Source organism: Acinetobacter sp. EKM10A (genome assembly GCF_011075215.1).
GTDB classification, from domain to species: Bacteria; Pseudomonadota; Gammaproteobacteria; order Pseudomonadales; family Moraxellaceae; genus Acinetobacter; species Acinetobacter baumannii.
Map to the genome: position 1 here is coordinate 49,050 of NZ_JAALLK010000004.1, position 15,650 is coordinate 64,699.

Annotated in this window: 13 protein-coding genes; 9 read left to right on the forward strand and 4 right to left on the reverse strand. The window is 40.8% G+C overall.

Going from position 1 to position 15,650, the window contains the following annotated elements; all coding sequences use genetic code 11:
• Positions 1-41: 41 nt before the first annotated feature.
• From G9371_RS06715 to fahA, 3 genes are read right to left on the reverse strand one after another with little or no spacing between them, the layout of a single operon-like run.
• Positions 42-590 (reverse strand): VOC family protein, encoded by a 549-nt coding sequence (locus G9371_RS06715; RefSeq protein ID WP_000141645.1) that lies wholly within the window; start codon positions 588-590, stop codon positions 42-44.
• 17 nt (positions 591-607) lie between these two features.
• Positions 608-1,240: a maleylacetoacetate isomerase gene (maiA, locus tag G9371_RS06720; protein ID WP_029424050.1), complete on the reverse strand. Its 633-nt coding sequence runs from the start codon at positions 1,238-1,240 to the stop codon at positions 608-610.
• Positions 1,227-2,534: a fumarylacetoacetase gene (gene fahA, locus G9371_RS06725; RefSeq protein WP_029424051.1), complete on the reverse strand. Its 1,308-nt coding sequence runs from the start codon at positions 2,532-2,534 to the stop codon at positions 1,227-1,229. The genes maiA and fahA overlap by 14 nt, the downstream gene beginning before the upstream one ends.
• A 358-nt stretch (positions 2,535-2,892) precedes the next feature.
• Between fahA and G9371_RS06730 the strand changes: the two genes are divergently transcribed.
• The 3 genes from G9371_RS06730 to zigA all read left to right on the forward strand — a co-directional run bounded on the left by G9371_RS06730 (position 2,893) and on the right by zigA (position 6,532).
• Positions 2,893-4,281 (forward strand): amino acid permease, encoded by a 1,389-nt coding sequence (locus G9371_RS06730; protein ID WP_000107088.1) that lies wholly within the window; start codon positions 2,893-2,895, stop codon positions 4,279-4,281.
• A 159-nt stretch (positions 4,282-4,440) separates the two neighbouring features.
• Positions 4,441-5,124, forward strand: coding sequence for a D-Ala-D-Ala carboxypeptidase family metallohydrolase (locus tag G9371_RS06735; RefSeq protein WP_000833247.1), 684 nt, complete (start codon positions 4,441-4,443; stop codon positions 5,122-5,124).
• Positions 5,125-5,266: 142 nt separating this feature from the next.
• Positions 5,267-6,532, forward strand: coding sequence for a zinc metallochaperone GTPase ZigA (gene zigA, locus G9371_RS06740; protein WP_029424052.1), 1,266 nt, complete (start codon positions 5,267-5,269; stop codon positions 6,530-6,532).
• Positions 6,533-6,566: 34 nt separating this feature from the next.
• On the opposite strand, the gene G9371_RS06745 is transcribed toward zigA, so the two are convergent.
• Positions 6,567-7,679, reverse strand: a complete 1,113-nt coding sequence (locus G9371_RS06745) for an acyltransferase family protein (RefSeq protein ID WP_029424053.1) — start codon at positions 7,677-7,679, stop codon at positions 6,567-6,569.
• 352 nt (positions 7,680-8,031) lie between these two features.
• Here G9371_RS06745 and hutC point away from each other — a divergent pair, with 352 nt between their 5' ends.
• The 6 genes from hutC to hutI all read left to right on the forward strand — a co-directional run bounded on the left by hutC (position 8,032) and on the right by hutI (position 15,644).
• Positions 8,032-8,784: a histidine utilization repressor gene (gene hutC, locus G9371_RS06750; RefSeq protein ID WP_001138319.1), complete on the forward strand. Its 753-nt coding sequence runs from the start codon at positions 8,032-8,034 to the stop codon at positions 8,782-8,784.
• Positions 8,781-9,356: a HutD family protein gene (locus G9371_RS06755; protein WP_029424054.1), complete on the forward strand. Its 576-nt coding sequence runs from the start codon at positions 8,781-8,783 to the stop codon at positions 9,354-9,356. Before hutC ends, G9371_RS06755 begins: the two co-directional genes overlap by 4 nt.
• A 251-nt stretch (positions 9,357-9,607) precedes the next feature.
• A complete protein-coding gene (hutU, locus tag G9371_RS06760) occupies positions 9,608-11,284 on the forward strand; it encodes a urocanate hydratase (RefSeq protein ID WP_000214181.1) in 1,677 nt (558 codons plus the stop codon).
• A gap of 87 nt (positions 11,285-11,371) precedes the next feature.
• Positions 11,372-12,910, forward strand: a complete 1,539-nt coding sequence (gene hutH, locus G9371_RS06765) for a histidine ammonia-lyase (RefSeq protein WP_029424055.1) — start codon at positions 11,372-11,374, stop codon at positions 12,908-12,910.
• Positions 12,911-12,974: 64 nt separating this feature from the next.
• Positions 12,975-14,387, forward strand: coding sequence for an amino acid permease (locus G9371_RS06770; RefSeq protein WP_000081464.1), 1,413 nt, complete (start codon positions 12,975-12,977; stop codon positions 14,385-14,387).
• A 51-nt stretch (positions 14,388-14,438) separates the two neighbouring features.
• Complete coding sequence (hutI, locus tag G9371_RS06775; RefSeq protein WP_029424056.1) at positions 14,439-15,644, forward strand: imidazolonepropionase; 1,206 nt, start codon at positions 14,439-14,441, stop codon at positions 15,642-15,644.
• The last annotated feature ends 6 nt before the right edge of the window (positions 15,645-15,650 follow it).

Sequence of the window (15,650 nt, forward strand, 5' to 3'; positions counted from 1 at the left end):
TCCCATCAATGCCGACTTTTAAAACGATTGCTTTGAAAGAATTACGCGCCTAATTCTTCTTCATGCAAGAAATGAGTATGGTGTGGAGCGCGTTTGGTTTTGCTCCATTCCTCTAACATTTCAGTTTTCATTTCTTCAGTAATTTTTGCAATTTTTTCTTCAGCATGTGCATCGTTATAAGTCAGTTCTAAACGATGTCCATTTGGGTCAAAGAAATAAATTGAGTGGAAGATACCATGGTTAGTAATACCTAATACTTTAACACCGTTGTCTTCCAAATGTTTTTTGGCAGCTAAAAGGGCATTTAAATCTTCAACTTCAAAGGCAATATGTTGTACCCATTGAGGCGTATTTTCATCACGGCCCATTTCTGGTTGGGTTGGCAATTCAAAAAATGCTAAAACATTGCCTTGGCCTGCATCTAGGAATAAATGCATATACGGGTCAAAAGCTTTCGTTGAAGGTACATGGTCTTCTGCAAAAGCTAAGATAAAGTCCATGTTGAGCATTTTTTTATACCACTCAACAGTTTCCTTCGCATCCTTACAGCGATATGCAACGTGATGTATTTTTTTAATGGCAAATGTCATGTTGAAACTCCTTTTTACTATTCCCAATCTGGTTGTTGTTCTGGCGCCGCGTTATAGAAGGCTGGGATAGACAAACAATGTTGATAAATTGATTCAATTTTTGGAAACGCCGACAAATCAATCTTGAAGCGTTTCGCGTTGTAAACCTGTGGAATTAGGCAGCAGTCGGCAATGGTTGCGTGTTGTCCAAAACAAAATTGTCCATTTGAATCTTGAAGTTGCTGTTCGAGTGTTTGAAAACCTTCAAGAATCCAGTGCTGATACCAGTAATTTTTTTGTTCGTCCGAAACATTTAAATCATTTTTTAAATATTTCAGCACGCGTAAGTTATTTAACGGGTGAATATCACAAGCGATTGCTTGGGCAAAAGCACGGATTTTGGCTCTTTCTTTCACATCATTTGGAAGTAATTTGGTTTCAGGATATTGTTCATCCAGATATTCCAAAATACTTAATGACTGTGACAGGGTTAAATCGCCGTCCACTAAAGTTGGTACTAAGGCACTGCGATTTAAGTTTAAATAGTCTTCGCTTTGCTGCTCATTTTTAACTAAATGAACGGGTACAGTTTCATAAGCGAGATTTTTAAGGTTGAGACCAATCCGTACTCTGTAAGCTGCAGAGCTACGAAAGTAACTATACAGCTTCATAATCAGGCTCCGAAGTTTCTGCAAAATCAAAAGTTAATGCAGGAAGTACCGTATTTCGGACTTCACCAAAACCAATACGGATACCATTTTTCTCACAGTGGCCTTTCATGATGAGTGTGTCGCCGTCTTGCAAGAAACCACGAGTTTCACCATTCGCAAGTGTTAGAGGCTTGGTGGTGTTCCAAGTCAACTCAAGCAAGCTACCATAAGAGTCAGGTGTAGAACCTGAGATAGTACCTGAACCCATTAAATCACCAACCTGAACGTTACAGCCTCCAATGGTGTGGTGAGTTAGCTGCTGAGCCATAGACCAATACATATATTTAAAATTAGTACGGCAGATCACATCAGGTTGTGTTGATTTCGGGCTTTGAATTTCAACACTCAAATTAATGTCGTAACTATTCGCGATATTTTCTTGTAGATACGCTAAAGGTTTAGGCTCTTGTTTTGGGGCTTCCACTTTAAATGGCTCAAGTGCTTCAAGCGTGACTACCCAAGGTGAGATGGCACTAGCAAAAGATTTTGAATTGAAAGGACCTAGAGGTACATATTCCCATTGTTGGATATCACGTGCTGACCAGTCGTTTAGCAGAACCATGCCAAAAATATGATCCCATGCATCTTCAATGGCGATTGGTTGACCTAATTGAGTTGGTTTCCCCACAATAAATGCAGTCTCAAGTTCAAAATCGAGCTTGCGAGTTGCTGAGAAAACCGGACGTTCTTCATTTGGAAGTTTAATCTGACCAGAAGGGCGTACGACGTAAGTTCCACTGACTACAACAGAGCTAGCACGGCCATTGTAACCAACAGGCAATTCAGTCCAGTTTGGAAGTAAGGCATTTTTAGGGTCGCGGAACATACAGCCTACATTGGTGGCATGTTCTTTAGAAGAATAGAAATCGGTATAACCAGATACTTGAAGTGGTAAATGCAAAGTAACACTGTCTTGCTTAACCAAAACTTCTTGGCGCAATGCTTCATTTTCTTGAAGCGTTAAATTATCAACTGAAAGAAGAGACTGTAGCGTTTTACGAACTTTAGACCAATTGGCTTTGCCCGATTCAATAAATTTATTCAGTGTAGGCTGGTTAAAGTATGTGTCTTGATCTGAAAGTTTTAAAAGACCATGCTTTTCAAGAGCAGCGAGATCAATGACCCAATCACCGATAGCTACACCGACCTGACGCTCGCCTTCGGCTGTTCTACTAAAAATACCATAAGGCAAATTATGAATAGTGAAATCAGATTGAGGTGAAACTTCAATAAAAGAGTTTAGTTTTTGTTCCATTTTCGCTTCCTTGTCTTCATCTCGCGTCTTATACAAATAAAAGTTCGGTCTAGGGACTGAGCTACTCAATAAGTTTTAACCGTTATTTAGATCATCTTTTTACTTATGAGTTTGATAGAGACCGAGAACAACCAATTACTTCATGGTTCTTATAATACTGAATTCATCAAATTACGCAATACATAATTTAATTACACATTGCATAATAATTGTTATTTCTTGCATTTTCTGTTTTCATGCGCGGTTGTGAGAAAAGTAACGCAATTATTTTTTCATCAATCTCTATGAAAATCCGATCAATTTATGATATACGTAATTTATTGGAAAAAAATTACGTGACAAGGATGAGAATAATCATATGTCAACACAAGAGCAAGGAAACCTGAAACATGGTTTGAGTAATCGTCACATCCAGCTGATTGCGTTGGGTGGAGCGATTGGTACAGGGCTGTTTCTTGGTATATCACAATCGATTAAATTGGCAGGTCCATCGGTAATCTTGGGTTATGCGATTGCAGGATTTATTGCTTTTTTAATGATGCGCCAGCTCGGTGAAATGGTCGTAGAAGAACCTGTAAGTGGATCTTTTAGCCACTTCGCTTACAAATATTGGGGACCTTTTGCAGGCTTCATGTCAGGATGGAATTACTGGGTACTCAATGTACTTGTGTGTATGGCGGAGTTAAGTGCAATTGGTCTTTATATTCAATATTGGTGGCCGCAAATCCCAACGTGGGCATCTGCTCTAACGTTCTTTATTCTCATTAATGGCATCAATTTACTGCATGTTAAGTTTTTTGGCGAAATGGAATTTTGGTTTTCCATTGTTAAAATCTTAGCAATTTTAGCTATGATTGGTTTCGGTTCATATTTACTTGCAACCGGCACAGCAGGGCCTCAGGCCAGTATTTCTAACCTTTGGGCATTAGGTGGTTTCTTCCCATTTGGTATTGAAGGCTTGGTTATGGCAATGGCTGTGATTATTTTTGCTTTTGGCGGTATTGAGCTTTTCGGTATTACTGCTGCTGAAGCGCGTGATCCAGACAAAACTTTACCTAAAGCTGTAAACCAGATTATCTATCGTATTTTGATTTTCTATATTGCGACACTTTTTGTTTTATTCTCATTATTTCCATGGAATCAAATGGCAGAAGGTGGCAGTCCTTTTGTGATGGTCTTTGCCTCTTTAGATAGCCAAGGTGTTGCGACATTATTAAATTTCGTTATTTTGACAGCTGCGGTTTCCGTCTATAACGGAACCAGTTATTGCAGCAGCCGTATGCTTTTAGGTCTTGCCCAACAAGGTAATGCCCCGAAAGCTCTTGCCCGTATTAATAAACGAGGTATTCCAACCAATGCGGTTCTAGTCTCTGCATTTGTGACGGTATTGTGTGTTTTACTCAATTATATATTCCCTGAAAAAGCATTCGGTTTACTCATGATGCTTGTCGTAGCAGCGATTGTAATTAACTGGGTAGTGATTTCATGGACACATTTAAAATTCCGTAAATTCATGCAACGTCAAGGCCAAACGACTAAATTCCCAAGCTTCATGTATCCATTTAGCAACTATCTTTGCATGGCATTCATGCTTGGAATTTTAGTTGTGATGTCTTTAACGCCAGACATGCGTGTGGCAGTTATGATGATTCCAGGATGGATTTTGTGTTTGATGGTGGCTTATCAATTTAAGCGCCGTAAAATAAAAGCTGAGCAGCCTGTTCATGCTTTAGAAGCCGATATGTAAACAGATAGTTAGAAGCTAAAGAGGACGTATAAATACGTCCTTTTTTATTTTTTAAAATTTACAACAGAAATTAAAGGATTTAATAATTGTTATATTATAACATTTCTGAAATTAAATGATTAAAGGCTTTCAGATGTTTAGGGAAGATAGAATATATTTATGAAGCGTTATTTAGGTTTACTCGTATTATCTCTGGCGGCTTGTAGTACTCAAACACCCCAGCCGACGATTACTCATCGTTCTCCCACTTTGCCTCAACCATCTAAAACTGTGGTTAAAATCAAACAACAGCCTGAAGATTATGTCGTTTGGATCGCAACCTTAGATCACAGACAGTCTGTACAAGCTTATAAGCAATTTCTTAAGCAAAAAGGACTTGCCGATTTAGTTCCAGACCACGAGTTATTACGTTCAGCCAGAGACTGGCAAAAATGTGGAGTTGAGCCTTACGCAGTTCCACCACGCGAGATTTGGTCCAATATTGTTCCGACGCTCAATATATTAAAAGCGTTGGTTGATGATGGCGTAATTAACGATTTTGAAGTGACTTCGGTCTATCGAGCTTTAGCTTTAAACCGTTGTGCAGGTGGTGCTGATGCTTCCCGACATGTCTTTAATGCAGCACTTGATTTTAGAATTGGGCCAGAACAGCCTAGCGACTTAGACCAGTTCAATATTCAACAAACTAAAACCAAGCTTTGTCAGTTCTGGGCGACTAAAGGCCAAGCGTTTAATATGGGACTGGGTGTTTATGCTTCAGGACAAATCCATATTGATAGTCAAGGTTTTAGAGCATGGGGGCCAGACCATCACTATAGAACCTCAATTTGTCAGGGACTATAAAAGCAACTTTTTCAAAGACTAAGTGATTTGGCTTAGATAAAACTGGAATAAAAACTTGATCAATAGTTATGTTATAACATAACATTATTGTGTTTTAGAAATAGATTACGCCTGTGATCTGGCCATATTTAAATGGCCAGCCATGATCAGTTTAAATATTATTCAAAGAGATCAAGCCATGCACACTGCAATCGCCAACTCATTTGCCAAGCTTCCCGTCACTGTTTTATCGGGCTTTTTGGGTGCAGGAAAGACCACATTACTCAACCATATTTTAAATAATCGCGAAGGCCGCCGTATTGCCGTGATTGTTAATGATATGTCAGAGGTAAATATTGACGCGGCTTTAGTACGCGAAGGTGGGGCAGAGCTTTCAAGAACAGATGAAAAACTGGTTGAAATGAGTAACGGCTGTATCTGTTGTACGTTACGAGAAGATTTATTGGTTGAGGTGAGACGTTTAGCCAATGAAGGACGCTTTGACCAATTGGTGATTGAGTCAACTGGCATTTCAGAGCCATTACCTGTGGCAGAAACCTTTACCTTTGAAGATGAAGATGGAAACTCACTCAATGAGTTTGCTCGACTCGACACTATGGTTACGGTAGTCGATGCTTTTAACTTTCTTAAAGATTACAGCTCAGTTGACACCCTACAACAACGCGGCGAATCATTAGGCGAGCAAGATGAGAGAACTGTGGTTGACCTTCTTATCGATCAGATTGAGTTTTGTGATGTGATTATACTGAATAAAATTGATTTGATTGATCAGGCTCAGCAAGACCAGCTTATCGCCATTTTAAAAACGTTAAACCCGCGTGCCCGAATTGAAATTGCTCAATTTGGAAAGGTCGCTTTAGACAAAATCTTAAATACACAGCTATTTGATTTTGATGAAGCTGCGCAAGCACCGGGCTGGTTAAAAGAGTTACGCGGTGAGCATACACCTGAAACTGAAGAATATGGAATAAGTAGCTTTGTTTACCGTGCCCGCCGACCTTTCCATCCAGAACGTTTTTATGATTTGGTACAGGCTGAATGGCCGGGAGTTGTGCGTTCCAAAGGCTTTTTCTGGTTGGCTGCCGAACCGACATTGGCTTACTCATGGTCACAAGCGGGAGCAATGGCTCGACACGGTTTAGCTGGTTATTGGTGGGCAGCCGTTGCAGAAGAAGACTGGCCGAGTGACCTAGCCAGTATTGAAGAAATTAAGAAAAACTGGGATGCCCGCACAGGTGATGCGCGTCAGGAGCTGGTTTTAATTGGTATGCAAATGGATGAGCAAGCTTTAATACAACGCTTAGATAGCTGCTTGTTAAACGATGAAGAAATGGCTTTAGGACCACAAGCATGGCAGAGCTGGTCTAATCCTTTTAAGCAAGATGATGAAACGATGTTGATCGCTTAATAAAAAAGCCCCTATTTTCAAGGGGCTTATTTTTTTATGATTTATCTTTAATAAAAACCTTTCGAATGTAGCTGTTAAGCGGTGTCGAATAATATTTTTCAATAGCAGCGCTAATGATGAAAGTCAGGACCAAATAGCCAATTAAAAGCATAATTTTGATGCTAGCGTCGGTTTGAGCTGGAATAAAAGCAACCTTCATAAGGCCCAGCACAACCAGATGAAACAAATAAGTTTCGTAACTTCTTTGCCCCAACCAGACCATCACTTTGGTAAATAGGTTATGCGCCTGTGTTTCGGAAGGATGCTGAAAACACAAAATCAGTAAGCCTGTGGCAAGAGCAAATAAGCTAATACCCCATGTGCTGACTTCTTTAATTGGTGCATATAAATATAGAGCAGTCATGCTCAAAATAATTAACCACGAAAGAGGTTTTTTATAAGTCCAATTTGGCTGATATTTATGAGAAAAAATCGCCGTTAAACAGCCCACCGCTATACCATCAAAACTTGAAAAATAATGATATAAATAAGCGCCGCTTTCTTCTCCAAAATGGAGAGACCTAAAATAAGGCCCATATAAAATCACTCCAACAAGTACAGCAATAAAGACCTTATTACTACGGGTGAGTAGACACAATAATGGAAAAACAAAGTAAAAAACTTCTTCTACAGAGAGCGACCACAACACGCCCAAAGCGTAGTTTACCCAACCAAATTTAATAATCAGGATATTCATCCAGAAGGTTAAGGCTGCAAATATGGTTAAAGGATAAGAGACCTCAATGCCATTCGGTGCTTGGTTCATAAAGGGTTTTAAGTCAAATGAACCAAGTATGCTTACACCTAAAATGAGTAATACCAGACACGGTAAAATACGTGCTGCTCGTCGGATATAAAAATGCTTGAGGTTAATTGCAGAAAATTGTTTGTCTCGTTTTAAAGTGTGATGGGTAATTAAAAAACCCGAAATCACAAAAAACATGGTGACGCCATAATTTCCATTTCTTGCGATGACTGTGCTAAATGCTTCACCTAAGAAATCAAAACCTAACCATGTATCTTTAAGTTTATAGGGAATATTAAAATGATGTAAAAGAACCAAAAGGATAGAAATTCCTCGAAGAATATCTATTTTATAATTACGCATTCGATGTGCTTCCAGTTTTATTAATATACTGTGTGGCAGAAGAATACTATCGATCAGTTATTTTAAATAAAAAATTTAAGCATCATTTCGTAAACCAGAAAAAATGATATTTTTGTTTTCTAGGATGGGGCACTGACTTAGCAAAAATAACTATTAAATAAATGTTGATAAAGCCTTTATATATTTGAATTTCTCTACATAAAACTTTAAATTAGCTCTTGTCGAGCTATGTTTATTTTTTAAACTTTTTAAAATATATTTAATTCATAAATTAACATGTTGTATGTGGTTGTATATACATAGCATGTCAACTAAAATACCTTTTTGCCTGCTGCCTTTTTGAGTATTTGTTATGCCCAGAACATCAAAACAAGAACATACTGAGCTTTCGATTGAAGCTGATAGTCCAGTTCCTTTATATCAGCGCGTAAAACAGCTGATTTCACAAAAGATTTATGAAGGCTCTTGGGCTGTAAATAAAAAAATTCCTTCGGAAAGTGAACTCGTTAATCAACTCGGCTGTAGCCGTATGACGGTAAACCGTGCGCTACGCGAGTTAACAACAGAAGGCTTACTTGTTCGAATTCAGGGTGTTGGTTCTTTCGTTGCTGAAGGGCAAGGCCGAACTGCACTTTTTCAAATTAACAATATTGCCGATGAGATTATTGCACGAAACCATAAGCATCATGCTGAAGTTTTAGTCTTAGAACAAATTTATGCAAATGCAGAGCAAAGCGTGTTAATGCAGACTCGCGAAGGGCAAAAATTATTTCACTCGATTATTGTGCATTATGAAAATGATGTACCTGTTCAGGTCGAAGATCGTTTAGTTGATGCAGCACTGATTCCAGATTATTTAGAACAAGATTTTAAAACCATTACTCCAAATGCTTACCTCATGGCAAAAGCACCCGTGACAGAAGGTGAACACATTGTTGAGGCCGTTTTAGCATCGCCTCAAGAGTGTAAGTGGTTAAAGATTACTAAAGCTGAACCGTGTTTACTCATCCGCCGTCGCACATGGTCAAACAAACAACTCATTTCAAGTGCACGATTGATTTATCCGGGCAGTCGCTATTATCTCGAAGGGAAATTTAATCCATGATTGAATTGATCAGGGCCGATCAATATACAAAAATGCTTTGGAAAAATGGTGCAGGCTTTACTTTAGAAATTGCTCGAAGCCAAGGTGAAGCCGACTTTGAGTGGCGCATTTCGATGGCAGATGTAACAACTTCTGGGCCATTTTCGTTATTTCCCAATAAACAACGCATTATTAGCGTACTTGATGGGCAGGGCATGGTACTGCATGTCGATGACCTTCCTGCCAAAAAGCTGAAACAGGGCGATATTTTTGCTTTTCATGGTGAAAGTCAGGTCCAAAGTGAACTGGTAGACGGTGCAATTCGGGATTTAAATTTAATTTATGATCCTGCAAAGTTTCATGCCCGTTTTCAGTGGTTGAATGAGGCAGCGGAGCAGGCATTTATAAGCTCGGCAGACCTGATTTTTATTTTTAATCAGGGTAGTGAAACGGAAGTGAACGTTGATGAGCATTCCGTTCAGCTTGCTGCTCATGAGACGCTAAAAATTGAGAAAAATGCTAGTGTCACATCAATCAATTTTCCAAAAAAACAGCACAAAAGTTGCTATGTCATTGAGCTAATTCAACGTTAAAAAGACATCATTTACTGATTAAAAAGCACATGTCTTGTTAGAAGATATGTGCTTTTTTTATGTCGGATATAAAAATAAATTAATTTAATTCATAAGTTTATTCAACTTTTTAAAAAAAATACGAGCAAGCCTCTTCACGCCGAAAAATATTTGTGTAGTATATAGATGTATATACAAGTTAATACATTACTATACAAATGCAGAAACAAGTGATGTTCTGCTGATGTAAGCTCAAAGGAAGGAGTCCGACTGTGACAACAACGACAACAAAATTTCGTGATGTAGAAATTCGTGCACCACGCGGCACTGAATTAACGGCTAAGAGTTGGTTAACTGAAGCCCCATTGCGTATGTTGATGAATAACCTTGATCCGGACGTTGCAGAAAACCCGAAAGAATTGGTGGTATACGGTGGTATTGGCCGTGCAGCACGAAACTGGGAATGTTTCGACAAAATTGTAGATACACTAAAAAATCTTGAAACTGACGAAACTTTATTAGTTCAATCAGGCAAACCAGTAGGTGTATTTAAAACTCATAAAGATGCGCCACGCGTTTTAATTGCAAACTCAAACCTTGTACCGCACTGGGCGAACTGGGAACACTTTAACGAATTAGACGCTAAAGCTTTGGCAATGTACGGTCAAATGACAGCGGGTTCGTGGATCTACATTGGTAGCCAAGGTATTGTACAAGGTACTTATGAAACTTTCGTTGAGGCAGGTCGCCAACATTACAATGGTGATTTAAAAGGTCGTTGGGTTCTTACTGCCGGTTTAGGCGGTATGGGTGGTGCTCAGCCTTTAGCTGCAACACTTGCAGGTGCATGTTCTTTAAACATCGAATGCCAACAAGCAAGTATCGATTTCCGTTTACGTACACGTTATGTAGATGAACAAGCGACTGATTTAGATGATGCTTTAGCGCGTATTGACCGTTATACAAAAGAAGGTAAAGCAATTTCAATCGCACTTCATGGTAATGCTGCTGAAATTTTACCTGAGCTTGTACGCCGTGGTGTACGTCCAGACATGGTAACTGACCAAACAAGTGCACACGATCCACTTAATGGCTACTTACCAGTAGGCTGGACTTGGGATGAATACCGTGAACGCGCGAAAAAAGAACCGGAAGCTGTTGTAAAAGCTGCAAAACAGTCGATGGCAAAACACGTACAAGCCATGCTTGATTTCCAAAAAATGGGTGTTCCAACATTTGACTATGGCAATAACATCCGTCAAATGGCGAAAGAAGAAGGCGTAGCAAACGCTTTTGATTTCCCAGGCTTCGTACCTGCATACATCCGTCCATTGTTCTGCCGTGGTATTGGTCCATTCCGTTGGGCAGCGCTTTCTGGTGATCCGGAAGATATTTATAAAACAGATGCCAAAGTTAAAGAGTTAATTCCTGATGATGAACATTTACATCACTGGTTAGACATGGCTCGTGAACGTATTAGCTTCCAAGGCTTACCAGCGCGTATTTGCTGGGTAGGTTTAGGCTTACGTGCAAAACTTGGTTTGGCATTTAACGAAATGGTTCGTAGCGGTGAATTGTCTGCACCGATCGTGATTGGTCGTGACCACTTAGACTCAGGTTCGGTTGCAAGTCCTAACCGTGAAACTGAAGCAATGCAAGACGGATCAGATGCAGTATCAGACTGGCCTTTATTAAATGCATTGTTAAATACAGCAGGCGGTGCAACTTGGGTGTCTCTACATCATGGTGGCGGTGTAGGTATGGGCTTCTCTCAACACTCAGGCGTTGTGATTGTGTGTGACGGTACAGATGAAGCTGCTGCACGTATTGCTCGCGTACTAACCAATGACCCTGCAACAGGTGTTATGCGTCATGCCGATGCAGGTTATGAAATTGCGATTAACTGTGCCAAAGAGCAAGGCCTACACTTGCCAATGATCACGCAATAAAAATACATGGAAGAACTGGCGGTGCTTTTTGCAATTGTGAAAAGCACCGTCTCAGCAGAATATAGTGCAAAAAATTAGGAAGCCAACATGGAATTACTGATCCAACTGGGAAAACTGACCTTAGCCGATTTACGTCAAGCTTACCTCAACCCAATTAAAGTTAAATTAGATGAAAGTGCTTCATCTGCAATTAATGCAAGCGTGGCTTGTGTAGAGCAAATTGTAAATGAAGGACGTACAGCTTACGGTATTAATACAGGTTTTGGTTTACTTGCTTCAACTAAAATTGCGCCTGAAGATTTAGAGAAATTACAGCGTTCATTAGTTCTTTCGCATGCCGCAGGTGTAGGCGAAGCACTTGATGATGCAATGGTTCGTTTAATTATTCTATTGAAAGCAAATAGCTTGGCACGTGGTTTCTCTGGTATTCGTCGTAAAGTCATTGATGCTTTGTTGGCCTTAATTAATGCTGAAGTTTACCCACACATTCCACTTAAAGGTTCAGTAGGGGCTTCTGGTGACTTGGCACCCCTTGCACACATGTCTTTAGTTTTACTTGGTGAAAGTAAGGCACGTTATAAAGGTGAATGGTTACCAGCAGTTGAAGCTTTAAAAATTGCAGGCTTGGAACCAATTTCTTTAGCGGCTAAAGAAGGTTTGGCACTTTTAAATGGTACGCAGGTTTCGACGGCTTACGCTTTACGCGGCTTATTTGAAGCAGAAGATTTATTTGCTGCCGCGACAGTTTGTGGTGGCTTAAGTGTTGAAGCAATGCTTGGTTCACGTGCACCTTTCGATGCGCGTATTCACGAAGTACGCGGCCAACGAGGTCAAATTGATGTAGCTGCGGCTTATCGCGATTTATTGACTAATTCGAGTGAAATCTCTCGTTCACATGAAGAATGTGGCAAAGTTCAAGACCCATATTCTTTACGTTGCCAACCACAGGTGATGGGTGCATGTTTAACTCAAATCCGTCAGGCTGCTGAAGTATTAGAAATTGAAGCAAATGCCGTATCTGATAACCCGCTTGTGTTTGCTGAACAAGGTGACGTGATTTCTGGTGGTAACTTCCATGCAGAACCTGTTGCAATGGCGGCCGACAATTTAGCATTGGCAATTGCAGAAATTGGTTCACTATCTGAACGTCGTATTTCGATGATGATGGACCGTCATATGTCACAGCTTCCACCGTTCTTGGTAGCAAATGGCGGTGTTAACTCGGGCTTTATGATTGCTCAGGTAACCGCTGCTGCTCTTGCAAGTGACAACAAAGCGCTTGCACATCCTGCAAGTGTGGATAGCTTACCGACTTCAGCCAACCAAGAAGACCATGTATCGATGGCTCCAAATGCTGGTAAACGTCTTTGGTATATGGCTGATAACGTTCGCGGCATTTTAGCTGTTGAATGGTTAGGCGCTTGTCAGGGTCTAGACTTCCGTGAAGGTTTAAAAAGCTCGCCTAAACTTGAACAAGCTCGTAAAATCTTGCGCGACCAAGTTCCTTACTACAGTGAAGACCGTTTCTTTGCTCCTGATATCGAACAGGCTAGTGAATTGCTTGCGAGTGGTTGCCTAAACGAGTTACTCATTCCAAAACTACTCCCTAGTTTATCTGAAGTGTGATTGATAAAACGGTCACATGGAGTGGCCGAATCCAACTAAATTTCCTCAAGGATTGGAGATTATAATGTCACAAAACTCCACACTACAGCGGGGCTTAAACACCCGCCACATTCGTTTCTTGGCATTGGGCTCAGCAATTGGAACTGGGCTTTTCTATGGTTCGGCAACTGCTATTAAAATGGCAGGGCCTTCAGTATTACTTGCGTACATCGTTGCAGGGATTGCAATTTATATTGTGATGCGCGCACTGGGTGAAATGGCAGTCCATAACCCTGTCTCTGGCTCATTTAGCCACTATGCTTCTCAATACATTGGTCCTTTGGCCGGCTTTACGACAGGCTGGACTTATGTTTTTGAGATGGTGATTGTTGCAATTGCCGATGTCACTGCGTTTGGTATTTATATGGGGTTCTGGTATCCCGATGTCCCACGGTGGATCTGGATTTTGTCTCTCATCATGTTCTTGGGCGCGATTAACCTCATTCATGTGAAAGTCTTTGGTGAACTCGAATTTTGGCTCTCAATTGTCAAGGTGAGTGCCATTGTTGCCATGATTTTAGGTGGCTTAGGTTTGATGTTCTATGGCTTCCATGCTGACCATAGCAGTGTAGTGCCGGGGATTCAAAACTTATGGATCTATGAAGGCTTTATGCCACATGGCATTGCAGGCTTGGTTGCATGTTTATCTGTAGTGGTATTTGCTTTCGGTGGTATCGAAATTATTGGTATTACAGCAGGTGAATCACAAGACCCGAAAACTACTTTACCTAAAGCAATTAATGCTGTTCCGGTACGTATTTTACTTTTCTATGTACTGACTATATTTGTACTCATGTCGATTTTCCCATGGAACCAGATTGGTAGCCAAGGTAGTCCGTTTGTACAAATTTTTGAAAACTTAGGCATTAAATCTGCTGCAAATATTTTAAATATTGTGGTGGTAACTGCTGCAATTTCGGCAATTAACAGTGATGTGTTTGGTGCAGGCCGTATGTTGTACGGTATGGCAAATCGTGGTCAGGCACCTCGAATTTTCCAAAAATTATCGCGTAATGGTGTGCCTTGGATGACTGTTGTGGTTATGGCTGGCGTGCTGTTAATTGGTGTGGTGCTGAACTACCTGATTCCTGAAAATGTGTTTGTCATCATTGCATCAATCGCAACGTTTGCAACTGTTTGGGTATGGCTCATGATCTTGCTTTCACAAGTCGCGATGCGCCGTAAATTATCTACTGCTGAAATTAAGGCACTTGATTTCCCTGTATTTGGCTGGCCATATGCCCCTGCTTTTGCAATCGGTTTTATGGTGTTCATTTTAGTGATGATGGGCTACTTCCCAGATTCGCGTCCTGCAATTTATGTAGGAATCACTTGGCTTGCTCTCTTAACTATTGCTTATCGTATTTGGGTAAAACCAGAGCAAAGCTTGGGAAAGGAAAGTGAGCCTGTCCAGCAAAACATAGAAATGGAAAGCTAACAAATCAGCTGCCCAATAGTTTTACTGTTGGGCAGTTTCGAGGATAGGCTAATGAAAAAACTTTGGCAAAACTGCCATATTGCCACCATGCAAAATGGGCAATATTCCTACATTGAAGATGCTGCAATTGTCACAGAAGGGCATCTCATCCACTGGATTGGAAAACAACAACAACTTCCTGCCGACACTTATTCCGAAACAGTTGACTTAAATGGCGCTTGGGTAACCCCAGGGTTCATCGACTGTCATACGCATAGCGTATTTGGTGGTAACCGTAGTGTTGAGTTTGAAAAGCGCTTACAGGGCGTGAGTTATGCTGAAATTGCTGCAAGTGGTGGCGGTATTGCCAGTACTGTTCGTGCAACCCGAGAAGCCAGTGAAGAACAATTACTGAACTCAGCCCTTAAGCGTATTCGCTGCATGCAACAAGACGGTGTAACCACCATTGAAATTAAGTCTGGCTACGGACTCAACTACGAAAACGAGCGCAAAATGCTGCGTGTGATCCGTCAAATTGGTGAAAAATTACCAATGACGGTAAAAAGCACGTGTTTAGCTGCACATGCTTTACCGCCAGAGTACAAAGACCAAAGCGATGCTTATATCGAGCATATCTGTACAGAAATGCTGCCTAAACTGCATGCTGAAGTTTTAGTCGATGCTGTTGATGCTTTCTGCGAGCATTTAGCATTTTCGCCAGCTCAGGTTGAACGTGTTTTTAAAACGGCACAATCATTGGGGCTACCCGTTAAACTTCATGCCGAACAGCTTTCATCGCTAGGTGGTTCAAGCTTGGCCGCACGTTATCATGCTTTGTCGGCTGACCATTTAGAGTACATGACCGAAGATGATGTCAAAGCCATGGCAGAGTCGGGCACGGTTGCAGTGTTATTACCGGGTGCCTTTTATTTATTGCGTGAAACACAATACCCACCGATTGAAAGTCTTATTAAACACGGAGTGCGTATTGCGCTGTCGAGTGATTTAAATCCGGGTACATCTCCAGCACTTTCTTTACGTTTAATGCTCAACATGGGCAGTACGTTATTCCGTTTAACGCCTGAGCAAGCATTAGCCGGTGTCACCATTCATGCTGCACAAGCGCTCGGTTTAGAGCAAACACACGGCAGTTTAGAGCAAGGTAAAGTCGCTGACTTTGTGGCTTGGGATATTGAACATCCATCTGAAATTGTTTACTGGCTGGGCGGAGATTTGCCTAAGCGAGTCGTTCAGCATGGACAAGAAGTTATTTTTTAAACGGTG